At 45.3% G+C, this 23,040-nt stretch carries 21 protein-coding genes, 2 tRNA genes and 1 rRNA gene; 10 read left to right on the forward strand and 14 right to left on the reverse strand.

Going from position 1 to position 23,040, the window contains the following annotated elements:
- Window positions 1-23: 23 nt before the first annotated feature.
- Entirely contained in the window at window positions 24-929 is a 906-nt protein-coding gene (locus C1S74_RS08025) for a hydrogen peroxide-inducible genes activator (protein ID WP_005440336.1), read from the reverse strand.
- Between the two features lie 200 nt (window positions 930-1,129).
- On the opposite strand from C1S74_RS08025, the gene C1S74_RS08030 reads away from it, so the two are divergent.
- The 5 genes from C1S74_RS08030 to C1S74_RS08050 all read left to right on the forward strand — a co-directional run bounded on the left by C1S74_RS08030 (window position 1,130) and on the right by C1S74_RS08050 (window position 5,153).
- Window positions 1,130-1,738, forward strand: a complete 609-nt coding sequence (locus tag C1S74_RS08030) for a peroxiredoxin C (RefSeq protein ID WP_005424820.1) — start codon at window positions 1,130-1,132, stop codon at window positions 1,736-1,738.
- A gap of 275 nt (window positions 1,739-2,013) precedes the next feature.
- Window positions 2,014-2,757, forward strand: a complete 744-nt coding sequence (locus C1S74_RS08035; RefSeq protein WP_045400005.1) for a copper homeostasis protein CutC — start codon at window positions 2,014-2,016, stop codon at window positions 2,755-2,757.
- Between the two features lie 66 nt (window positions 2,758-2,823).
- Window positions 2,824-3,600 carry a polyphosphate kinase 2 gene (gene ppk2, locus C1S74_RS08040; RefSeq protein WP_045400002.1) on the forward strand — a complete coding sequence of 259 codons (777 nt, stop codon included), beginning with the start codon at window positions 2,824-2,826 and terminating at the stop codon, window positions 3,598-3,600.
- A 9-nt stretch (window positions 3,601-3,609) separates the two neighbouring features.
- Window positions 3,610-4,542 (forward strand): LysR family transcriptional regulator, encoded by a 933-nt coding sequence (locus C1S74_RS08045; RefSeq protein ID WP_045400000.1) that lies wholly within the window; start codon window positions 3,610-3,612, stop codon window positions 4,540-4,542.
- Window positions 4,543-4,676: 134 nt separating this feature from the next.
- Entirely contained in the window at window positions 4,677-5,153 is a 477-nt protein-coding gene (locus tag C1S74_RS08050; RefSeq protein WP_045399998.1) for a hypothetical protein, read from the forward strand.
- A gap of 3 nt (window positions 5,154-5,156) precedes the next feature.
- On the opposite strand, the gene phoU is transcribed toward C1S74_RS08050, so the two are convergent.
- Genes phoU through C1S74_RS08070 form a run of 4 tightly spaced genes read right to left on the reverse strand, consistent with a single transcriptional unit; the run spans window position 5,157 to window position 10,613 of the window.
- Complete coding sequence (gene phoU, locus C1S74_RS08055) at window positions 5,157-5,855, reverse strand: phosphate signaling complex protein PhoU (protein ID WP_045399996.1); 699 nt, start codon at window positions 5,853-5,855, stop codon at window positions 5,157-5,159.
- Between the two features lie 31 nt (window positions 5,856-5,886).
- Window positions 5,887-6,705 carry a phosphate ABC transporter ATP-binding protein PstB gene (gene pstB, locus C1S74_RS08060; RefSeq protein WP_005424834.1) on the reverse strand — a complete coding sequence of 273 codons (819 nt, stop codon included), beginning with the start codon at window positions 6,703-6,705 and terminating at the stop codon, window positions 5,887-5,889.
- A gap of 2 nt (window positions 6,706-6,707) precedes the next feature.
- A complete protein-coding gene (gene pstA / locus C1S74_RS08065) occupies window positions 6,708-8,381 on the reverse strand; it encodes a phosphate ABC transporter permease PstA (protein WP_045399994.1) in 1,674 nt (557 codons plus the stop codon).
- 27 nt (window positions 8,382-8,408) lie between these two features.
- Complete coding sequence (locus C1S74_RS08070; protein ID WP_045399991.1) at window positions 8,409-10,613, reverse strand: ABC transporter permease subunit; 2,205 nt, start codon at window positions 10,611-10,613, stop codon at window positions 8,409-8,411.
- Between the two features lie 209 nt (window positions 10,614-10,822).
- Between C1S74_RS08070 and ppk1 the strand changes: the two genes are divergently transcribed.
- Window positions 10,823-12,913, forward strand: a complete 2,091-nt coding sequence (ppk1, locus tag C1S74_RS08075; protein WP_045399988.1) for a polyphosphate kinase 1 — start codon at window positions 10,823-10,825, stop codon at window positions 12,911-12,913.
- Window positions 12,897-14,402, forward strand: coding sequence for an exopolyphosphatase (gene ppx, locus C1S74_RS08080; protein WP_045399986.1), 1,506 nt, complete (start codon window positions 12,897-12,899; stop codon window positions 14,400-14,402). The genes ppk1 and ppx overlap by 17 nt, the downstream gene beginning before the upstream one ends.
- A 30-nt stretch (window positions 14,403-14,432) precedes the next feature.
- Here ppx and C1S74_RS08085 read toward each other — a convergent pair whose 3' ends face one another.
- The 3 genes from C1S74_RS08085 to phoB are packed head-to-tail and all read right to left on the reverse strand — an operon-like array spanning window position 14,433 to window position 17,426.
- On the reverse strand, window positions 14,433-15,398 hold the full coding sequence (locus tag C1S74_RS08085) for a PstS family phosphate ABC transporter substrate-binding protein (protein ID WP_045399984.1): 966 nt from the start codon (window positions 15,396-15,398) through the stop codon (window positions 14,433-14,435).
- Window positions 15,398-16,696, reverse strand: coding sequence for a phosphate regulon sensor histidine kinase PhoR (gene phoR / locus C1S74_RS08090; RefSeq protein ID WP_045399982.1), 1,299 nt, complete (start codon window positions 16,694-16,696; stop codon window positions 15,398-15,400). Before phoR ends, C1S74_RS08085 begins: the two co-directional genes overlap by 1 nt.
- A 40-nt stretch (window positions 16,697-16,736) precedes the next feature.
- Window positions 16,737-17,426, reverse strand: coding sequence for a phosphate regulon transcriptional regulator PhoB (gene phoB / locus C1S74_RS08095; RefSeq protein WP_005424836.1), 690 nt, complete (start codon window positions 17,424-17,426; stop codon window positions 16,737-16,739).
- A gap of 224 nt (window positions 17,427-17,650) precedes the next feature.
- Between phoB and rdgC the strand changes: the two genes are divergently transcribed.
- The 3 genes from rdgC to C1S74_RS08110 all read left to right on the forward strand — a co-directional run bounded on the left by rdgC (window position 17,651) and on the right by C1S74_RS08110 (window position 20,388).
- Window positions 17,651-18,565: a recombination-associated protein RdgC gene (gene rdgC, locus C1S74_RS08100; protein ID WP_038878364.1), complete on the forward strand. Its 915-nt coding sequence runs from the start codon at window positions 17,651-17,653 to the stop codon at window positions 18,563-18,565.
- Between the two features lie 165 nt (window positions 18,566-18,730).
- Complete coding sequence (gene trhP, locus C1S74_RS08105) at window positions 18,731-20,131, forward strand: prephenate-dependent tRNA uridine(34) hydroxylase TrhP (protein ID WP_045399978.1); 1,401 nt, start codon at window positions 18,731-18,733, stop codon at window positions 20,129-20,131.
- A gap of 2 nt (window positions 20,132-20,133) precedes the next feature.
- Complete coding sequence (locus C1S74_RS08110; RefSeq protein WP_042606310.1) at window positions 20,134-20,388, forward strand: YfhL family 4Fe-4S dicluster ferredoxin; 255 nt, start codon at window positions 20,134-20,136, stop codon at window positions 20,386-20,388.
- A gap of 42 nt (window positions 20,389-20,430) precedes the next feature.
- On the opposite strand, the gene C1S74_RS08115 is transcribed toward C1S74_RS08110, so the two are convergent.
- The 6 genes from C1S74_RS08115 to rrf form a co-directional block, all read right to left on the reverse strand.
- Window positions 20,431-20,739 (reverse strand): hypothetical protein, encoded by a 309-nt coding sequence (locus C1S74_RS08115; protein ID WP_045400207.1) that lies wholly within the window; start codon window positions 20,737-20,739, stop codon window positions 20,431-20,433.
- Window positions 20,740-21,074: 335 nt separating this feature from the next.
- Window positions 21,075-21,914 carry a penicillin-insensitive murein endopeptidase gene (mepA, locus tag C1S74_RS08120; RefSeq protein ID WP_045400205.1) on the reverse strand — a complete coding sequence of 280 codons (840 nt, stop codon included), beginning with the start codon at window positions 21,912-21,914 and terminating at the stop codon, window positions 21,075-21,077.
- A gap of 12 nt (window positions 21,915-21,926) precedes the next feature.
- Window positions 21,927-22,259: a DUF1904 domain-containing protein gene (locus C1S74_RS08125; protein ID WP_045399975.1), complete on the reverse strand. Its 333-nt coding sequence runs from the start codon at window positions 22,257-22,259 to the stop codon at window positions 21,927-21,929.
- Window positions 22,260-22,656: 397 nt separating this feature from the next.
- Window positions 22,657-22,733, reverse strand: a tRNA-Trp gene (locus C1S74_RS08135).
- Window positions 22,734-22,769: 36 nt separating this feature from the next.
- Window positions 22,770-22,846: transfer RNA gene (locus C1S74_RS08140), tRNA-Asp, on the reverse strand.
- A gap of 32 nt (window positions 22,847-22,878) precedes the next feature.
- Window positions 22,879-22,995: ribosomal RNA gene (gene rrf / locus C1S74_RS08145) — 5S ribosomal RNA — on the reverse strand.
- Window positions 22,996-23,040 lie beyond the last annotated feature (45 nt).

Consider the following 23,040-nt stretch of genomic DNA (forward strand, 5'->3'; position numbering starts at 1 on the left):
GAGTAGCAGGCTAATACTAATAGCTAAAGCAGTTCAGAGACGACTTCTGCCAATTGATTGAAAGTGTTTGATCGTGACGAACTCGGACGCCAAACCAAACCAATATCGCGATATGCTTGCTGACCTGGAGGGTCGATCACCACCAAGTTCTGGTTGTGAAGTAAACCGTGATCAATCGCCATTTGCGGAATAAACGTGGTACCCAGACCATTAGCAACCATCTGTACTAAGGTATGAAGACTGGTCGCGGTGAAGGGGTTGATCTTCTCTTTATCCGTCAACTTACACGCTGAAACCGCGTGTTCAGTAAGACAGTGCTCTTTCTCTAATAAGAAGACGGATTCATCTGGCAAATCTGCATAACGGATCGGCACAGGAACGGAATCCGCTTGATTGGCGCTGATCACCATGCGGAACGGGTCTTGCCCCACCACACGGCTTTCCATTCCTTCTATCTCTACAGGCAGAGCCAGAATCAACACGTCCAACTCACCGTGGCGAAGTGCTTGCAGCAAGTTGGTCGTCGTGTCTTCTCTTAATAGAAGGTTTAATTGCGGGAAGCGGTAGTTCACCTCTTGAACAAGGTCGCACAATAAGAAAGGAGCAATGGTCGGAATACAACCTACTTTTAGCTGCCCTTCCATATCATCACCTTGGCATAGGCGCCCCAGCTCAACAAGATCTTGCCCTTTAGCGAGCAATTCTCGACCATGTTGCACCACCATCTCACCAGCTTGGGTGAAAACTAATGGGCTTTTTTTATCTTTCTTTTCATAAAGCGGGCAACCAATCAACTCTTCAAGGTTTTGGATGCCTTTACTTAAGGTAGATTGACTGACAAAACAACGCTCAGCAGCATCACTAAAATGTCGAGTTTCATGCAGAGTGACCAAATAGTGTAACTGCTTCAAGCTAGGCCATTTATTCATAATTCTATTTGTATCTATTGCTGTTCCAGTGATCGAGATAATAGTTTCGGTGTTATCGCTTTTTTCGATGAACTCAATCTATTTATTTCGCTTTTTTCAATACTACAATCTGTACTATAGTTTGTCTCGCACAAACACGGACCAAACCTAAATAACTGAATGTAGGTTTGGAGCAAACCAAAATTTTTAGGAGCAAAAAAATGGTACTAGTAGGTCGTCAAGCCCCTGACTTTACTGCAGCAGCTGTTCTAGGTAACGGCGAAATCGTTGAAAACTTCAACTTTGCAGAATTCACTAAAGGTAAGAAAGCAGTAGTATTCTTCTACCCACTAGATTTCACGTTCGTTTGCCCATCTGAGCTAATCGCATTCGACAACCGTCTAGCTGATTTCCAAGCTAAAGGTGTTGAAGTAATCGGTGTTTCTATCGATTCTCAGTTCTCTCACAACGCATGGCGTAACACGGCTATCGAAGATGGCGGTATCGGTCAAGTTAAATACCCTCTAGTTGCTGACGTTAAACACGAAATCTGTAAAGCGTACGATGTAGAACACCCAGAAGCAGGCGTTGCTTTCCGTGGTTCTTTCCTAATCGACGAAGACGGTCTTGTACGTCACCAAGTAGTTAACGATCTACCACTAGGTCGTAACATCGACGAAATGCTACGCATGGTTGATGCACTAAACTTCCACCAGAAGCACGGCGAAGTATGTCCTGCACAATGGGAAGAAGGTAAAGCAGGTATGGATGCATCTCCAAAAGGTGTTGCAGCGTTCCTATCTGAGCACGCAGACGACCTAAGCAAGTAATAGACACTGCCGCCCAAGCTCAATGGGTGTGTTGGTTGGATGTATATATAAAGCAAAAAGCTATAGCGGAAAAACCGCAAACGCCAATCAGTCTAAGTAAAGTCATAAAAAAGCCCAGAGTTCGCTCTGGGCTTTCTTTTTATCTGCACTTTTGAAAAGCAAAAGAGGCAAGCATCACGCAAAAAGTTTACCTCTATTTCCCTGCCTTCTTATAAAGATTCTCCTCTTTCGTCCTGCTAGTATTTGCTGTAATTACAATAATTCAGGACAACCTCGTGAACACTCAACTTGAAGTCTGTATTGATAACATTGAATCACTCCACAATGCGATTGCCGGTGGTGCAACCCGCATCGAACTCTGCTCTTCACTTGCTTTGGGTGGTTTAACACCAAGCTATGGCTTTATGCAGCAAGCCGCTAAACGCTCTACTATTCCGGTTTACGCGATGATTCGCCCTCGCCAAGGCGACTTCTTCTACAGTGAGGAAGAAGTCGAAATGATGCGTTGGGATATTGAAGTAGCCAAACAAGCAGGCTTGAATGGTGTCGTGCTCGGCGTGCTCACTCAAGACGGCGACATTCATATGCCTTACGCAACAGCACTGTGTGAATTTGCCCAAGCGCTTGGTTTAGGTGTTACCTTCCATCGTGCCTTTGATCAGTGTCGCGATGCTGAAAAAGCCTTAGAAGAAGTGATCAGCTTAGGCTGTGAACGTATTTTGACTTCCGGCCTTGCACCTTCTGCACCGCAAGGTATCGATGTGCTTAAAGCCTTAGTTGAACAAGCACAAGGACGCATTGCGATCATGGCGGGCGCCAGTGTGAATGCAGACAATGTAGGTCAGATCGTTGAACAAGCCAAAGTCACCGAAGTGCATTTATCTGGCAAGACAACTCGCCCAAGTCACATGACCTTTATTGCCGAGCAAAGCAAAATGGGCGCTGCCGATGTAGATGATTTTTCGATTCCAGTCACCAATACCGAAGCTATCGCTAAAATGGTAACAGCTCTCAATTAAGGGCTTTCAAATCCCGTCTTTGGTTATTGAGTGCTAACATATTGATAACTAAGGACGGGAGGAAACATGGCGAAACTGAAGAAAAAGGAATACGAAGAAGCACTAGAACAGCTGCAAATTGAATTAGTTAAGCTCCAAGAATGGGTCAAACACAAAGGGCTTAAAGTCGTGGTACTGTTTGAAGGACGCGACGCTGCTGGCAAAGGTGGCACCATCAAACGCATCACTGAAAAACTCAACCCTCGTGTCTGCCGTATCGCAGCCCTTCCCGCCCCAACAGAAAAAGAAAAAACACAATGGTACTTCCAGCGCTATGTAGCACACCTGCCTGCTGCTGGGGAAATCGTGCTGTTTGACCGCAGTTGGTACAACCGTGCTGGCGTAGAGAAAGTCATGGGCTTTTGTACCCCTGACCAATATGAAGAGTTTCTCCGCTCTTGTCCTGAGTTTGAACGCATGTTGCAACGCTCTGGCATCATCTTAATTAAGTACTGGTTTTCAGTCTCCGATGAAGAACAAGAAAAGCGTTTCTTAGAACGCATCAATACCCCAATCAAACGTTGGAAGTTCAGCCCGATGGATTTGGAATCACGTAATCGCTGGGCAGAATATTCAGAGGCAAAAGATAAGATGTTTGCCTACACAGACACGAAAAACTGTCCTTGGTGGGTGGTCCCTTCTGATGATAAAAAGAAAGCTCGGCTGAACTGCATCAGTCATTTACTCAGCCAAGTCGAGTACGAAGAACTTGAGCATCCCGTTATCGAATTACCAGAGCTGAGTAAAGAAGGTTATGTTCGTGCCCCTATCGACGATCAAACCTTTGTCCCTGATAAATACTAGAGAGACACCATGGCGAAAGACTTGTTTCATACCCTTGATCTGAACTTACTCAAAACCTTTATGATTTTGATGCAAGAGCGAAACATGCGTAAAGCGTCACAACGTCTATTGGTCTCGCAGCCAGCAATCAGCCAAGCATTACAAAAGCTGCGTAATCACTTTGATGACGAGCTGTTTGTGAAAGTAAAAACAGGTCTTGAACCGACACCTTTCGCCGAATCCCTCGCTAACGATATTACGCCGCTCCTCGATGGTTTAGCTTCGGCAGTTAATCGTTCCCATCAGTTTGATCCTATCGAAGTGGATATAAAAATACGTATTGCGCTTGCGCCAATTACAATGACTTGCTTGCCCGGTTTCCTCTTCGAACAAATTAGAATATTAGCCCCTAACGCCCAACTTGAACTGGTCGGTTGGTCAAACAGTACTGTGGATGAAATCTTAAAGGGTGAAACCCTGATGGGCATAAACTACGAATTACTTCTGGCAAACAAAGAGATTTATGCTCCTAAAGTACTCGATTTGAAAGGACGAATTTTTGTTCGAGAAGGTCATCCAGTCACAAAATCTCACGTTGAGCCACGTGATCTTAGCGGTTACCCAATTGCTTCTTTAATTTCCCCAGGGTGGAACGACAAATTTAGCTATGCATCTGAACTTCTTACCGAAATGGGTATCGAGCACACGATTGGATTTCGCTCTGAGTTAGTCATGGCGATCATTGATGTGGTGAAACATACCGATATGTATTTACCTCACTCCAATCTATTTCCTATAGAGCAGTTTCCGGGCTTAAGGGCTGTCGATTTGACCATCAATGGTCAACCACAAATGAAGTCTGTACATTGCCACATACACGTCCGAAACCGGAATAACCCTTTAGTAAACTGGCTAAAAGGTCTGATTGAAATGGCGTTAATTGATGAGTCTAATAAGCATTGATTATCACTAAAATAATGAAAGCTATTTAGTTATAAAAATTACTTCTCAATAGAATGACTTGTCCCTAGCTAACTGAAAGGATGTCAGCTCAAATTTGCAAGGAGGCCTCTTAGATAAATGCATTGAGAAGTTACATGAAAAATATCCTCCCTTTACTTGCACTCTTCGTCCCCTTATCAGTAAGCGCATCAGGGCTTTATATCTCTCCAGAAGTTAAGATTGGCTCATTTCGAGGGGCTGGTATCCAAATGGGTGCGTCCGATATGGCGGGCTTTGATGCGCTGTATTTTGATTACTCCCAGATTACTTATAAGAGCGGTAATTATGATGAGACCATCGACGCCTATCGCATTGGCTTCCAGCACTTATTTGGCCACCAGCCGCAGATGGGGTTTCAAGCAAGCTTAGGATTAGCTCAGTACGATGGAACGTACAAAAGTGAACGCAGAGAGACAAACGGATTGAGTATTGGTGGCGCTTACGTATATCAAGTTAACCCAATATTGTCGGTAAGAGCAGGGGCGGATTTAGACGTTTTCATGAACGATAAAACCCACACCTTTACTGATACGGCAATTAACTTTTCTCTGGGCTTTGGCCTGCGCCTTTAAGACTTACTTCAGTACGTCATCGATGCTTTGATCACCAAGGTGACGTACGTCTTTGCCTTTCACGAAATAAATGATATATTCACAGATGTTTTGACAACGATCGCCCACACGCTCAATGGCACGTGCCGACCACATCACTTGCAGAATATGTGGAATGTTTTTCGGGTCTTCCATCATGTAAGTCATCAACTGACGAATCACCGCTTCGTATTCCGCGTCCAACTTATCATCAAGCTTGTGTACTTCTGCTGCGGCTTCTACGTCCATACGCGCAAAGGCATCGAGCACTTGGTGTAACATTTGGATCGCTTGACGACATAAAGGCTCTAACGAGACTTGGAATTGGCGCTCTTTCGATGATGGGCTTTCAATTGCGACATAAGCAATGCGCGTTGCAACATCGCCAATGCGCTCAAGATCTGTGATGGTCTTAATAATCGCCATGATCAAGCGTAAGTCTTTTGCAGTTGGCTGACGCTTGGCAATGATACGGGTACAAGCATCATCAATAGACACTTCCATCGCGTTCACTTTATGATCATCACGCACAACTTTACGCGCCAGTTCGATGTCTTCCTTATGCAAGGCTTGAATAGCATACGACAGTTGCTGCTCTACCAAGCCGCCCATGGTAAGTACATGGGTACGAATCGATTCTAGCTCTACGTTAAATTGTCCTGAGATGTGACGTCCAAACTGCATGGCTTTCCTTTAATCCTTAAGAGATCGTGACTTAACCGTAACGACCGGTGATGTAATCTTCGGTTTGTTTCTTCATTGGAGAAGTGAAGATCGAATCCGCATCCGAGTATTCAATCAACTTACCCATATGGATAAATGCAGTGTGGTCACTGACGCGCGCCGCTTGTTGCATGTTATGGGTAACGATAACCACAGTATATTGAGTCTTGAGCTCATTGATAAGCTCTTCAATAGTTAAAGTTGATATTGGGTCCAATGCCGATGTCGGTTCATCCAATAATAGAACTTCGGGTTCGATAGCGACGGCACGAGCAATCACCAAACGCTGTTGCTGGCCGCCAGAAAGTCCAAATGCGTTTTCATGCAGACGGTCTTTTACTTCGTCCCATAATGCCGCAGATCGTAGTGAACGCTCGACCGCATCATCCAGCATGCGACTGTTCTTCACACCTTGCAGACGAAGGCCATAAACCACGTTTTCGTAAATCGACTTAGGGAATGGGTTTGGGCGCTGGAATACCATGCCTACGCGGCGACGCAGCGTGGCGACATCCACACTTGGGTTGTAGACGTTCTTACCATGCAAACGTACTTTACCCGTCACTTTACAACCTTCAACTAAGTCGTTCATGCGGTTGATACAGCGCAGCAGTGTGGATTTACCACAACCTGACGGGCCGATGAACGCCGTTACGCGCCCTTTCGGAATGCGCATGGAGATATCATGTAGCGCCTGAGCCTGGCCATAGAAAAGATTAAGGTTCTCAATCGAGATAGCCGTTTGTTCATCCGTCAGGTTATGCACATCCAATGGTGGCTCGTAACCCAATGTATTATCAAAGTTAAACATGCTTAATCTTGTCCTAAAGTTCTGTATTTCTCTCGCAGATTATTACGAATGCTGATTGCTGTTAAGTTTAGTCCGACAATAACCGTCACGAGTAAGAAAGAAGTCGCGTAAACCAGCGGGCGCGCGGCTTCGATATTCGAAGTCTGGAAGCCAACATCGTAAATGTGGAAGCCTAGGTGCATGAACTTTCTGTCCAAGTGCACATAAGGGAATTGCCCATCCACTGGCAAGCTAGAAGCCAGCTTCACAACGCCCACCAGCATCAATGGCGCCACTTCCCCCGCAGCTCGGGCAATTGCGAGAATTAAACCTGTAATGATCGCAGGGGTTGCCATAGGCAAAACCACACGCCACAGCGTTTCGAACTGCGTTGCGCCCAACGCCAACGATCCATGACGAACAGAACTCGGAATACGGGTTAAACCCTCTTCCGTCGTTACAATCACCACCGGTAGCGTCAAGACAGCCAGAGTCAGTGCCGACCACAACAAGCCAGGCGTGCCAAAGGTTGGAGCGGGTAACCGCTCGGCGTAAAACAGGTTATCGATAGAGGCACCAATGGTGTAAACAAAAAAGCCCAAACCAAACACGCCGTAAACGATCGAAGGAACGCCAGCAAGGTTAATAACTGCAATACGGATCACTCGAGTAAGCGCATTGTTCTTGGCATACTCATGCAAGTAAATCGCCGCAACCACACCCAATGGCATCACTATGATAGACATGATGATAACCAAGAAAACCGTACCGAAAATTGCTGGGAAAACACCGCCTTCAGAGTTCGACTCTCGAGGGGCTTCGGATAAGAACTTCCAAACCTGTTTCCCCCAATGGGCAACCTTCTCAGGCAATGACATTTGGTTTGGATACCAGTAGTCCAAAATGTCTTCTAATGGAATCGAAACCTGAGTTCCAGTCATGTCTTCGACAATGAGAGAATAATCAGAGAAGCCTAAACGTAACCCATCAAGCTGAGTATCTAGCTTCACGAGTTCCGCTTCAATTTCGGCTTTTCGTTGGCTATTGTTCACCAAAAACTCGTCCGTGATGGTGTCGTTGAGCTCGTGCTTGCGTTTGTCTAAGCGAAGCTGCTCTAACTGCCATCCCAAGTCTTTTACTTGATCATCCACCAACATATCAATTTCATGATGTAAGGTTTCTGCATCATCGAGCTTCTGATCCAAAAGCGTTTGGATGTTGTTTTCGTAGCGTTTTTTCCCGTCTTGGAAGGCTACAAATTTACCAAAGAAGTAGCCACCACTGCTGCGTTCGATCACCGCCCATTCACTCGGCGTCGTCGGATCATCCAACTGTATTTTCAGCACAGAAATAAAATCTGATGGATACAATTCACGGTTAGCAATTTTGATGTTTAAGCGCGTCGCGAATTCTTCATCATCCTCGAGTTTATTCGCCGCATCTTCTGGTAGGTAACTTCTTGGTACAAAACTGCGCTCGTAAACTTGACCAACAAGAGTCGAGTTTTCATGCAACACTTCGCCTTGCACAGGAGTCAGCGCAGCAACATTCCATTGATAAAGTGGCGCGGGCCAGAAGTATGTGAGTCCCTTCCAACCAATCAACAGCAATAAACCAAGGACAGAAAGCAAGCTGATGCTTACCGCTCCCCCAGTTAACCATATCCAAGGTGCGCCAGAACGAATCCAATTTAACACGCTATTACTCGCTCTTTCATTAACTGATTACAACGCACGATATTTATCTCTAAGTCTTTGACGAACCCATTCCGCCAATGCATTCACCGCAAAGGTGAAGACAAACAAAATTAATGCTGATAGGAACAATAATCGGTAGTGAGAACTGCCCACTTCCGACTCTGGCAATTCAACCGCAATGGTTGCCGACAAACTACGTAAGCCTTCTAGCACGTTCCAATCCATTAATGGTGTATTGCCCGTCGCCATTAACACAATCATGGTTTCACCCACAGCGCGACCAAGCCCCATCATGATTGCCGAGAAAATCCCCGGACTGGCTGTCAGCAGGACGACATAAATCAAGGTTTGCCATGGCGTGGCTCCCAGAGCTAATGAGCCATCCGATAGGTGCTTCGGCACTGAGAAAATTGCATCTTCTGCAATGGTAAAAATCGTAGGGATAACCGCAAAGCCCATCGCTAAACCAACCACCAGCGCGTTGCGTTGGTCAAAGCCAATACCATGATCAGTCAGGAACAAACGCATGTCACCACCAAAGAAGGCTTGCTCAAGCATTGGCGATACCCACACACCTAAACCAATCAACAGCAAAATCAAAGGCATTAACACCAAAGCATGCCATCCGTTTGGCAGGCGGTTACGTATTGGTTGTGGGATCAGCGCCCATAGTCCGCCCATCACCATGGTGCTCAGAGGCAAAACAAACAGCATCACCACAACGGTAATCAGGTGGTCTTCCACAATCGGAGCGAACCAAAGCCCGGCAAGGAAACCAATGATAACCGTCGGCAAAGCTTCCATTAACTCAATTGAAGGCTTCACCACACGACGCATTCGAGGCGACATAAAATAAGCCGTATAAATCGCTCCTAGTACCGCCAAAGGTACCGAGAATAACATCGCGAACATCGCCGCTTTAATGGTCCCAAACGCAATTGGAACCAAGCTGAATTTCGCTTCGAAATCATCACTGGCCGAGGTCGATTGCCATACAAACTCTGGCTCAGGGTAACCTTCATACCACACTTTTTGCCATAAAGATGACAACGATACTTCTGGGTATGGGTTATCAACGAACGCCACATTTAACTCGTCATTTTGCCAAGTAATCAGATAACGCTCGTTATTCGACATTCCCGCCATCACAGGTGCCTGCTTGTATGCACGCTTAAACAGCACCAGTTTCTCGCTGGTGGTGTAATGGCTCTGCAACGTTCCGTTAGTGTAGAAGCTGTAAAAACCTTTGCGGTGGGAATCCGGCAACAAGTACTTAAGCTCCGATGCCAACTTGAATTCACGAATGTGCGTCAAGGTGCGTTGATCACCTTGTAGGGTATCAAACCATTGAGAAACGTGACCATCGTTATGAGTAACCAAGATGGAATAAGCGCCGGCTAATAAGTCAATGGTTCTCACCGAATGTTTAGTATCACCTTGAGTAAGATCGATGACCTCACGCACAGAGAACTTATCTTCTCCTTTCACTAACACAATCAGCTCGGAGCCATTACGTAGGTACAAGTTTTTTCCGTCGGGTGTTAGTAACATTTGATCGGGTGAATCAAAACCTGATGAAAAAGTGTAATCAATGGTAATCGGTGGTGCGTCTAATAACTGTGGCTCTTGCCAGCGAGCTTTAAGCACTCCTGTCTGAGTCTGCCATACTAACGTTGGGGTTTGGGTCGAAGCACTAAAGACAAACTGTGTTACCGGATCGCTGGCATCTGTTAGCTGCATATCCATGCCAGAGCTAAAAGGAATGACCTCTGGTGGACGGGTATTTTCTCTTAATGTCGCGTTAAATTCTGGCTTAAAAAGGTGAGCGAAACCATTTTCATCAACTAATCCATACCAACCTAAACCAGGGGCTGATTGAGCAAACGCGACAGGGTTACGAGCCATTTGTTGTGTGTATAAAGCTGGCTTACTTGGGTGATCCAGCGATAAGAAACGAACCTCCCCCGACTGGGTTAACACCAGTCCAATTTGAGAATAGTCATCGACAGAAATTGCGAGAGGCTTCCCACTTTGGGTTACTCTAGAGGCATAATTGGTTTCGATCTCTGCATCAGAAAACAGAGGGATGATCACCATTGCAAGGTAAACGAAGATCAAAACAAGGGCTGCTAAAACCCCTACGCCACCGGATGTCACTGCAAATCGAACTAAACGATCTTTGATCAATCGTTTCTTATCTTTTTCCTGCAATGAAAACTCGGCTTGTGCCATTGATCTCTCTACCCTTTTTGACTTAGTACTAGAATATGTCGTTAAGATGACAATTATATTACAGATCACATTAAACGACTGAAAAGAATACAACTCTTATGCATGCCGTGGTATGAAATAAATCTGTAATGAAAAACTCATAATGTTCACACTCCTCTTTTATCCCACGATGAGTGCGGATTTACTTCTTTTTTAGGCTAGGTAAGGTTATGAGCGCAGAAAAACTATATATAGAAAAAGAACTGAGTTGGTTATCTTTCAACGAACGAGTACTGCAAGAAGCTGCCGACAAAACCGTCCCTCTCATTGAACGAATTCGCTTTCTTGGGATCTTCTCTAATAACTTAGATGAATTCTACAAAGTGCGCTTTGCTGACGTAAAACGTCGGATCTTGATCAGCCAAGAACGAGGAGGAAGCGACAACTCTAAGCACTTGTTAACTAAGATGCAAACCAAAGCGTTGAAGCTTAACGAACAATTCGACGAACTGTACGGTGATTTGATCAGAGAAATGGCACGACGCCGTATTTTCTTAGTTAACGAAAACCAACTCGATGATACGCAAAAGCGTTGGATCACCAAATACTTCCGCAAAGAAGTCATGCCACATATCACCCCTTTACTGATCAAAGATGACATCGATGTGTTGCAGTTCCTTAAAGACGAATACGCCTACATCACGGTTGAACTGCGCAAAGAAGAACATTCCCAATATGCTTTGCTCGAAATCCCGACCGACCACTTGCCTCGCTTCGTCATGGTACCGGAACAAAAAGGCAAGCGACGCAAAACCATCATCTTACTCGACAATATCATCCGTTATTGCCTCGATGAACTCTTTAAAGGCTTTTTCGAATACGATGAGTTGAACGGCTATGCAATGAAAATGACTCGCGACGCCGAGTATGACTTACGTAATGAAGTCGAATACAGCTTACTCGAGCAAATGTCAGAAGGCGTTAACCAACGCCTGACCGCAATGCCAGTTCGTTTTGTTTATGAACGTGACATGCCACAAAAAATGCTGAGTTTCTTATGCGATAAATTAGGCATATCAAATTACGATAATTTGATCCCTGGTGGGCGTTACCACAACTTCAAAGACTTTATTGGCTTTCCTAACGTTGGTCGAGATTACTTAGAAAACAAGCCGATGCCGCCGATGAAATGTGCGGATTTTGAAGGCTACGCAAACAGCTTTGAAGCGATCAAAGCCAAAGACATATTACTCTACTATCCGTACCACACCTTTGATCATATTTCTGAGTTAGTACGACAAGCCTCTTTCGATCCTAAAGTTCTTAGCATCAAGATAAACATCTATCGAGTGGCGAAAGACTCTCGCCTCATGAACTCACTGATTGATGCAGTGCATAACGGTAAAAGTGTCACCGTCGTTGTGGAACTGCAAGCTCGCTTTGATGAAGAAGCCAATATTGAGTGGTCTAAAGTGCTTACCGATGCCGGGGTGCACGTGATCTTTGGTGCTCCAGGTCTAAAAATCCACTCAAAACTGCTACTGATTAGCCGCCGTGAAGAAGGTGAAATTGTACGTTACGCCCACATAGGGACTGGAAACTTTCATGAAAAAACCGCACGTATTTACACCGACTTTTCCCTGCTTACTGCCGATCAGGAAATTACTAATGAAGTGCGCAATGTGTTCGGCTACATCGAAAACCCGTATCGCCCAGTAAAGTTTAATCATTTGATCGTTTCTCCACGTAATTCGCGAACGCAACTTTACCGTCTTATTGATGGCGAAATTGCCAATGCAAGAGCCGGAAAGAAAGCGGCACTGACGATAAAAGTCAATAACTTGGTCGACAAAGGCATCGTCAATAAACTTTATGGAGCGAGCAATGCTGGAGTGAAAATCAATATGATCATCCGAGGCATGTGCTCATTGGTTCCAGGGATTGAGGGAGTGAGTGAAAACATTCGGATCATCAGTATCGTCGATCGCTTCCTAGAGCACCCTCGCGTCGTGATTACTCACAATGACGGTGACCCACAGGTGTACATATCCTCAGCGGACTGGATGACTCGAAATATCGATCATCGTATTGAAGTTGCAGCCCCCGTACGTGATCCACGTTTGAAACAAAGAATTATTGATATAACTAACATCCACTTTACCGATACAGTAAAGGCTCGCCTGATAGATAAAGAGATGAGTAATGCTTACGTACCACGCGGTAATCGTAAAAAAGTTCGCTCACAAGTTGCCATCTACGACTATCTTAAAAATATAGAGAAGCAAATAAGAAAACAAAAAGCAGATGCCTCAAATACTTGAACAAGATGTACGCCATATCGCTGCCATTGACCTCGGGTCAAACAGTTTCCATATGGTGGTAGCGAAAGTTGTCGGTAGTGATCTTCAACTTGTCAGTCGCCATAAACAACGTGTCCGGTTAGCCGCTGGACTCGATTCAGAACTCAATCTCAGCCATGCGGCAATGGAGCGTGGCCTCGAATGTCTCGTCATGTTCGCAGAGCGACTGCAAGGCTTTGAGGCGTCGAATGTAAGAATTGCCGCAACTCACACTTTAAGGCGAGCCAGTAACGCTCACTTATTTATCCAGCGAGCCAAAGACGTTTTACCCTTCCCTATTGAAATCATTCCCGGCGAAGAAGAAGCTCGCCTTATTTATCTGGGTGTCGCCCACACCCAAGTCGAATCGAACTCAAAACTGGTGGTTGATATTGGCGGCGGCAGTACGGAAATGATCATTGGCCAAGAGTTCGAGCCCGAGTTACTCAACAGTAAACAAATGGGGTGTGTGAGCTTTACCGAACAATTTTTCAACAATGGCAAGTTGTCTCGTAAAAACTTTAGCAAAGCGATTCTGGCCGCCGAACAAAGCATGGAATCCATTGCCAACAAATATCGTAAGAAAGGCTGGGATATCGCACTAGGCTCCTCAGGGACCATCAAAGCAATTCGTGAAGTATTAATTGGTCTTGGCCATGAAGATGGACTGATCACCAACAAGCGTTTAGGCAAGCTTATTGACACACTGTGCGAGTTTGAATCCATTGATGATATAGAGCTGGTCGGCCTGACTGACGAACGCAAACCGGTTTTTGCTGCTGGTGTCGCTATCTTGTCTGCGATATTCCACTCGCTCAAAATCAATCAGATGTTCTTCTCCGATGGCGCATTACGAGAAGGCTTGCTGTACGAAATGGAAGAACGCTTTGCTCGGTCTGATATTCGAATGCGTACGACTGAGAATTTAGCCAAACAACATCGCGTCGATATCGAACATGCGGCTCGCGTAAAAGGTCATGCACGGGAAATGCTATGCAATGTTCGTTCTGAACTTGGAATCAAGAAGAAGAGTGAGCTGTTTGATTTACTGGAATGGGCAGCTTTGCTGCATGAAGTCGGCTTGAGCATCAGTCTACGCGGTTTCCATCGTCACTCGTTCTACATTCTGCTGCATTCCAACTTACCGGGCTTTAACCGCGAACAACAGCTCGTTTTGGCGACCTTGGCTCGCTTCCAACGTAAATCTCTTAAGTTGAATGAGTTCCCAGAGTTTAACCTCTACAAAGAGAGTGACATCATCAACTTAATTAAGGTTCTGCGTCTAGCTATTGTGGTCAACGGTCAACGCAATGATGACCCGCTACCAGAGCTTACACTATCGATACAAGAAGATAAGTGGGTACTTACCTGCGTAGAAGAAGATTGGTTGGAGAATAACAAACTGCTCGATGCCGATTTGCAGGAAGAACAGCAACGCTGGGAAAGCGCAGGATGGGAGTTAAGCTTCTAGCGACTAACGTCAAGAAAGAATAAGGTCGGCTTATAAACCGACCTTTTTTAATTCCTCTGCAGCAAAATCAGCAGTAATCGGAACATAACCGTCTTTCGCGACCAGCGCTTGTCCTTGGGCAGAGAACATAAAGCGAATGAATTCCGCTTCAATAGGACTTAATGGATAATCCGGATGTTTATTTACGTATACATATAGGTAACGTGATAGTGGGTACTTACCTGAAATAATATTTTCACGTACTGGGCTAACATAGTCTGTGCCTGTTTTTGCAATTGGGACTAAACGAACACCCGCCACGCGATAACCTACACCGGAGTAACCAACACCGCTAATCGTAGATGCCACAGACTGCACTACTGACGCTGATCCAGGTTGTTCATTCACACGAGTTTTAAAATCACCACCACATAAGGCATTACTTTTGAAGTAACCGTAAGTGCCCGATACCGAGTTACGTCCAAACAACTGCAGATTACGTTTCGCCCACTCGGCTTTGATGCCTAACTCACGCCAGTTAGTGGTGAACTCACTTTCACCGCAGCGCAATGTCGCAGAGAACATCGCATCCAACTGATGGAAATTAAGCCCTTTGATTGGATTGTCTTGATGAACGAAGATGCCAATCGCATCAATAGCAACACGAAGTGCCGTTGGCTTGTAACCATGCACACGCTCAAATGCTTCGATTTCACGCATACGCATAGCACGACTCATTGGACCGAATTGCGCCGTTTGTTCCGTTAACGCCGGCGGCGCAGTCGATGAGCCAGAAGCTTGAACCTGAGCATTAATGTTCGGGTAGATAGATTTAAACTCTTCCACCCAAAGCGTTGTCATGCCCGCTAGCGTATCCGAGCCGACAGACAATAAGTTGCCCGCAATCCCCGTTGTCTTTTGATAATTCGGCAGCGGTTTATCTTGTGCAACAACCACGCTAGAAAACACTAACGTGGCTAGAGTGATTTTTTTAATAGCTTTGGATATGACACTCATTACTTCACCACCAAACGACTTGGTAGGATGAAGGAGAACTTACTGCCGACACCAACTTCACTGTAGATTTCGAGGTGAGAGTCATGGTGGCTCAATGCGTGCTTCACGATGGCCAGACCGAGACCACTGCCCCCCGTATCACGAGAGCGTGCTTTATCCACGCGATAGAAACGTTCCGTCAATCGATGTAAGTGTTGTGGCTCAATACCATCACCGCTATCCTCCACTTCCAGACACGCGCCTTGCGCGGTTTGATACCAACGGACATTAACGTGAGCACCTGGAGGGGTGTACTTCACCGCGTTGTAAACCAAGTTGGAGATAGCACTGCGTAACTGGTCATCATCACCAAGGACACGTAAGCTAGAATCAACATCGAACGTCAACTGGTGCTGATCATCACCACTCAAACTGACCGCTTCTTTCTCAAGCACTTCTAACATACTTGGTACGTTCACAACTTCTTCTAGCTCATGCATTGGTGCCGCTTCGATCTTAGACAGCGTTAATAACTGGTTCACCAAACTGTTCATTCGGTTTAGCTGCTCGGTCATTACACCATGTGCTTTACTCCACATTGGACCAACGATCATGTCTGGATCTTCCGTCATCTCTAAATAACCTTGCAGTACCGTCATTGGGGTACGCAGTTCATGAGATACGTTAGCGAAAAAGTTACGGCGCATACCTTCAAGCTGTTTAAGTTGGCTCACATCACGTACCACCATCAAGTGCTCGCCTTCGGTGTAAGGCACGATACGCAATTCCAACATACGTTCGACGTTGAGCGGCGAACGCATTTCTAGCGGCTCAGAGAAATCTTGCTTGTTGATGTACTTGATAAAATCAGGAGTACGGATGAGATTAGAAATAGGCTGTCCAGAATCTTCTGGCCAGTGGAATCCTAAAAGGTGCTGCGCAAGCTTGTTACACCACACAATATTGCCTTCAGCACGAAAAACCACTACCGCATCCGGTAGCGATTCAGCACCATTACGGAAACGGCGAATTAAATTGGTGAGCTCTTTACGTTTTCGACGCTGACGTTGTTGTAAGCGGTATAAACCGTTAAACAAAGATTCCCAGTTACCACTACCTGATGGTGGAGTCAGACGCTTTTCATCCCATAACCAAGCCGATAAGCGAACCTGATTATGCAGATGCCAGACAAGCTGCAAAGCCGTGGCAGCTAAAAGCAACCACGGCATATAACCGAATATCCATCCTATGATCACCCAAGGGGTGTAAAAAAAAGCCAGCTCCCAGGCCAGCTTTTTCCAAGTTAATCTTTCAACCACTCATAACTCCAGAAATGGTATTGATAAGCTGCTAACGATGTTATGCCTTCGTCGAGAAACGGTAACCTGCACCACGAACAGTTTGGATGAGTTTGTCGTGACCTGCCGCCTCAAGCGCTTTACGCAGACGACGAATATGTACGTCAACCGTACGGTCTTCAACATACACGTTGGTGCCCCAAACGTTGTTTAGCAGTTGTTCACGACTGTAAACACGCTCTTGGTGCGTCATAAAGAAGTGCAGCATTTTGAACTCTGTTGGTCCCATATCAACCGCTTCATCATTTGCGGTCACACGGTGAGAAACAGGATCCAATTTCAGACCTTGTACATCAATCACATCTTCAAGCGCAGTCGGCGTCACGCGGCGAATAACGGCCTTAAGACGAGCAACCAACTCTTTTGGTGAGAAAGGTTTCGTGATGTAGTCATCCGCACCAACTTCTAAGCCGCGCACTTTGTCTTCTTCTTCACCACGAGCAGTCAGCATCACAACGGGAATGTTGCGCGTTAACTCTTCACGCTTCATGTGTTTGATGAAGTTAATACCACTGCCACCTGGTAGCATCCAGTCTAGTAGCACTAAATCCGGGAAGGGTTCAGCCAGTTTGGTTACCGCAGAGTCGTAATCTTCTGCTTCTACTGCTTGATAACCTTTCTGTTCAAGCACGAAGCATAGCATTTCGCGAATCGGAGCTTCGTCTTCAACAACCAGAATCCTTCTAGACATAATTGAATAACCTTATGTGAGTTGAGCTAATGAATTTAAAGGACAAAGCGCCCCTCTATGCATAAGCATTATTACTACCAATTATGACACTTTTGTGACCTTTGAAAACAAATTTTCATATAAGTTTCTTTTGAGATTCATCGTGATCTTTTTCAATTCTATTAGGACATCAGTGGGAAAATTCCCTATGATTAGTCCCTTGTCATCAAGCCTAGAGAAGATTTATGTGGTTTAAAAACTGTCTGGTATACCGTGTTAACCGTGAGGTTAGCTTCAACGCCGATCAACTAGAAACTCAACTTTCAGAGTTCCGATTTACCCCTTGTGGCAGCCAAGATAAACAAAAATTTGGTTGGGTTAGTGCAATGGGCAGACACGGCGACATGATGACGCACGTTTCTGAAAACCGCATTCTTGTTTGCGCTAAGAAAGAAGAGAAAATGCTTCCTGCATCAGTGATCAAAGATTCATTGAATGCCAAAGTTGAAGCAATGGAAGCGCAAGAAGGTCGCCCACTCAAGAAGAAAGAGAAGGACAACCTCAAAGATGACATCGTGATGGATCTACTACCACGCGCATTTAGTCGCAGTAGCCACACTCACGTGCTTATCATGCCAAAAGAAGGCTTCATCCTTGTTGATGCAAGCAGCTACAAAAAAGCAGAAGATGTATTGGCACTTTTACGTAAAACAATGGGTAGCCTACCTGTTGTGCCTGCAATCCCTGAAGTCGCGATTGAAACGACCTTGACTGAATGGGTGAAAACTGGCGACACGCCACAAGGCATTTCTATGATGGACGAAGCAGAGCTTAAGTCTGTGCTAGAAGAAGGCGGTGTGATTCGTTGTAAGAAGCAAGAACTGACAACTGATGAAATCCGCAACCACATTGCTGCAGATAAGGTGGTGACTAAGCTAGCACTAAACTGGCAAGATCGTATCGAATTCATCATGGCAGAAGATTCAGGCATCAAACGTCTTAAGTTCTCCGACGAACTTAAAGATCAAAACGACGATATCCCGCGTGAAGATCAAGCAGCTCGCTTCGATGCAGACTTCTCTCTGATGTGTGGCGAGTTCAGCGCGTTCCTACCAAATCTGTACGAAGCATTGGGCGGCCTGCCAAACCCTAACGCTTAATTTCGCACAAAGATCAACCATAACGCCCTCACTTTTTTTGAGGGCGTTTGTTTGTCTGAACCATAATTCTCCTAGTCACAGGTCACATTTTGACGTAAAATTTGCGCCCCATTTCCATGAGGTGGAATTGGCCTGACTTGTGATCAGATATAAGAGAATTGAGCAATGACAACAGAGAAAGTATTCGTACCTGAGCTACTATCCCCAGCAGGTAGCCTTAAAAATATGCGTTACGCATTCGCCTACGGCGCAGATGCAGTTTACGCAGGCCAACCTCGCTACAGCCTTCGTGTACGTAACAACGAGTTCAACCACGAAAACCTACAAATTGGTATCAACGAAGCGCATGCCCTAGGCAAAAAGCTTTACGTGGTATGTAACATCCAACCGCACAACTCTAAGCTTAAAACTTTCATCCGCGACCTTAAACCTGTGGTAGAAATGGGCCCAGACGCACTTATCATGTCTGATCCAGGTCTTATCATGATGGTTCGCGAAGCGTTCCCAGAAATGCCAATCCACCTGTCTGTACAGGCGAACGCAGTAAACTGGGCAACAGTGAAGTTCTGGGCTGCAAACGGCGTTGAACGTGTGATCGTTTCTCGTGAGCTTTCTCTAGAAGAAATCGAAGAAATTCGTGAGCACTGTCCTGAAACTGAATTAGAAGTTTTCGTTCACGGTGCTCTATGCATGGCTTACTCTGGTCGCTGCCTACTGTCTGGTTACATCAACAAACGTGACCCTAACCAAGGTACTTGCACTAACGCATGCCGTTGGGAATACAAAGTAGAAGAAGGCAAAGAAAACGACACTGGCGATATCGTAGAAAAATTTGACCCAACGGAAACGCAAGCAATCGAAGTCGCTGACGAGCGTCCTGAGACAACCATCGGTCGCGGCAAACCAACCGATGAAGTAGTTCTGCTTTCTGAAGCGCACCGCCCTGAAGAAAAAATGGCAGCGTTCGAAGACGAGCATGGTACTTACATCATGAACTCGAAAGATCTTCGCGCAATCCAACACGTTGAGCGCCTAACTAAAATGGGCGTTCATTCATTGAAGATCGAAGGTCGTACTAAGTCGTTCTACTACTGTGCTCGTACTGCACAGGTTTACCGTAAAGCAATCGATGATGCGGTCGCTGGCAAGCCATTCGATGAAAGCCTAATGGGCACATTGGAGAGCCTAGCTCACCGTGGTTACACAGAAGGCTTCCTTCGCCGTCATACACACGACAGCTACCAAAACTATGACTACGGCTACTCTGTATCAGATGCTCAGCAATTCGTTGGTGAGTTCACAGGTAAGCGCCGTGGTGACATGGTAGAAGTTGAAGTTAAGAATAAGTTCATCGTTGGTGATAGCCTAGAGCTAATGACGCCAAAAGGTAACGTAATCTTTACGCTAGAAGCGATGGAAAACCGTAAGTCAGAATCAATTGAAGACGCAAAAGGTAACGGCCACTTCGTATTCATCCCAGTACCAGAAGATATGGATCTGGAATACGGCCTGTTGATGCGTAACTTAAATGCAGGTCAGGATACCCGTAACCCAACTGGTAAGTAATCATGGCACTACTTATTACCGATAAGTGCATCAACTGTGATATGTGTGACCCAGAATGCCCTAACGGTGCTATTACTATGGGTGACAGCATTTTCGAGATTGACCCTGCTCTATGTACAGAGTGTAAAGGTCACTACGAAAAGCCAACATGCCAGTCAGTGTGTCCTATTACGAAATGCATTATCACCGACCCGAATCATGTAGAAACAGATGAGCAATTGCTAGAGAAGTTTGTAATTATTCAAGGGTTAGCGTAATTTGAAAGAGGTTCAACTTTGCATTCAAAGTTGAACCTTTTTTTAACCCGATTTTTCGATAGGGATGATATTGCAGAACAGCTCTTTCTCGAAATGATATTCTAGCCTTTCGCGCCAGTTTTCAGCTTGAGAAACCGGTATCAAATAGAAGCTTTCCCGACTCGTATCAGTAACGAAAGCCATCCCATATTGCATTAGTTCGTAATGCACATCATTAACAAACCCTGGATCAAGACGTTGGCGTCCAGTCAGGTGATTAACATCCTCTCGAGTCAAAAAGACCCCTTTATTATCACTGCTAAATCTGTGTCTTAACCACTCTGCAAATTCTTTTGCACAAATCATAGTCATGGTTTTATCCTTGATTAACTCTTCGATGGGATTAAGCTTCCATCCCCCACCTAAATACACTTGTCTGCGTTGTCGTTTATCCTTTACCAACCAACAGACATATTGCTAAGAAATCAGAGAATCGCGACGAAAGATCTTTTAAAAACTCAGTTGCCACTACTTGTGTAACACCTGCAACTCTGTGTTTATTTTAGATTTCTATAATATGCCAACAAAACTAATCTGATTAGTTTTGATACTGGTACTATTCAATGTAGACAAAACTATGATGTTTCTCCAGTTTCATAAAAGAGATACAAATAAGAACTTTTAGCCCGAATGAGAAAAAGTAAGGGTTAGCGTTTAGTGATTAGAGGCAGACATCGAGAAGGAATGATCTTTCTCTTCTTAGGTTTAGGCGGAATCTTAGTTGCATTCTTTTTAACTGGAGGTGGGGTTGCCTTCGGTTTCCAACTTGCAAGCTCAGCACCACAACCATCACCAGCAGGAGGTGGTGCTTGATCCACACAGTTAGCGCTTGATGTCGGACAACTCAACCTTACATGAAAGTGATAATGATGCCCCCACCAAGGTCGAACCTTACGTAGCCAATTACGCTCACTCGCATTTTCCTGTTTACATAATTGCTCTTTGATCACTGGATGAACAAAGATCCTAGCTACGTCTTCATTTTGAGCTGCGCTTCGAATAATTTCAAAGTGTCGATCTTCCCAGCGATGCTCTAGAATCTTGTATTTTTTAAGATCAACGACGCTAATTGGCTTCGGCAACTGCAACTCATTATAAGAAAGCGGCTCATCAGCTAAACGTAGCCAAATATCTATGTCTAGCCCTGTTTGGTGGCTCGTGTGACCCGAAGAGAAACGTCCACCACGAGCTAAAGACAAGTCACCAATAAGCAGTGTCGTATTAAGGTCGTGATTTGCTTGCTTTGCCAATTCTTCAACAAAGCTAATAGTATGAGGATGCCCATAGTAACGTTTCGTCTTACTACGTAGGACCTGATAGCCAATGCCATTTAAAGGGAGAGGGGATGCTCCATCCAAACAGCCATTCGCATAACTACCAATGGAAGAGGATGGGTTATTTGTGGGACCAGAGACCTGCTCCCACGGGGTCGCGTAAAGTGAAGCTGAGAATAGAAAACTTAAACAAAAAGAAAGACTCAGCCTCATCATGCGTATCCCTTAGTAGTGCTCACCATTATCATAGTAGGCATTTGGAGAGAGCGCAGAAAAAATTACCGCAACATCGATATCGGCACCAACAACACCACGTACTTGCTGAGTAATCGCCTTCGCAACTTTATCCTGCGTATCTTGCCCACGGTCAAACCACAGAACTTCAACAAAAGGATATGCACTGCTTACTTCACCTTCACTGAAGAAAGTACTGTAGATGTATTCAAACGTGAAGTCTTCACGAGGACATTCCATTAATGGCTGTAATTCGTCAGTAAGAGGCTTTGATAAAGCTTGAACGGTTTGAGGCTCTACTGCGCGAAATCGAAGATGTGGCATAACATTACTTCCTAATTATTAGAATTCAGCGCCGATGATAACAGGAAGTCACCTTCTAATCACGTTGAGCGCTAGCTATGCACTACAAAATGGCGCACATACCGCAAGACATAAGTAAGAGTTACAATTTAATGAGGGAGCAGAAGCTCGATTCGTCTGACGGTGCCATTACCGCCAAATTTGCGCCTGCTTGGCAAAGACACAAATACAAGAAAGGCTCAATATTTCTATCGAGGTTTTCGAATATGACTGGGATGGACTGGGTCGGCACTCCGGAGATTCGATAGGAAATGCAGCCAAGCGGACTACGCTCCAAGGGGCGCCAAGTTATCCTAATATCACTTGTAGAAGTGATAAAAACGAAAAGGCTCCAGCATTTCTGCTAGAGCCTTAGATATGGCAGGGGTGGAGAGATTCGAACTCCCAACACGCGGATTTGGAATCCGCTGCTCTGCCAATTGGAGCTACACCCCTGTAGTTCGTGTTTAGTGAGACGACTCTCGGAATAAGTGGCGGAGCGGACGGGACTCGAACCCGCGACCCCCGGCGTGACAGGCCGGTATTCTAACCAACTGAACTACCGCTCCGCACTGGTTAGACTCTTGAGTCTAAATTTAAAGCCTGGCGATGTCCTACTCTCACATGGGGAAACCCCACACTACCATCGGCGCTAATTCGTTTCACTTCTGAGTTCGGAATGGAAGTCAGGTGGGTCCAAATCGCTATGGTCGCCAAGCAAATTCTTTAATTCGGAAAGCTGTTTCTAAGTTCTTACACATTC

Source organism: Vibrio hyugaensis (genome assembly GCF_002906655.1).
GTDB classification, from domain to species: Bacteria; Pseudomonadota; Gammaproteobacteria; order Enterobacterales; family Vibrionaceae; genus Vibrio; species Vibrio hyugaensis.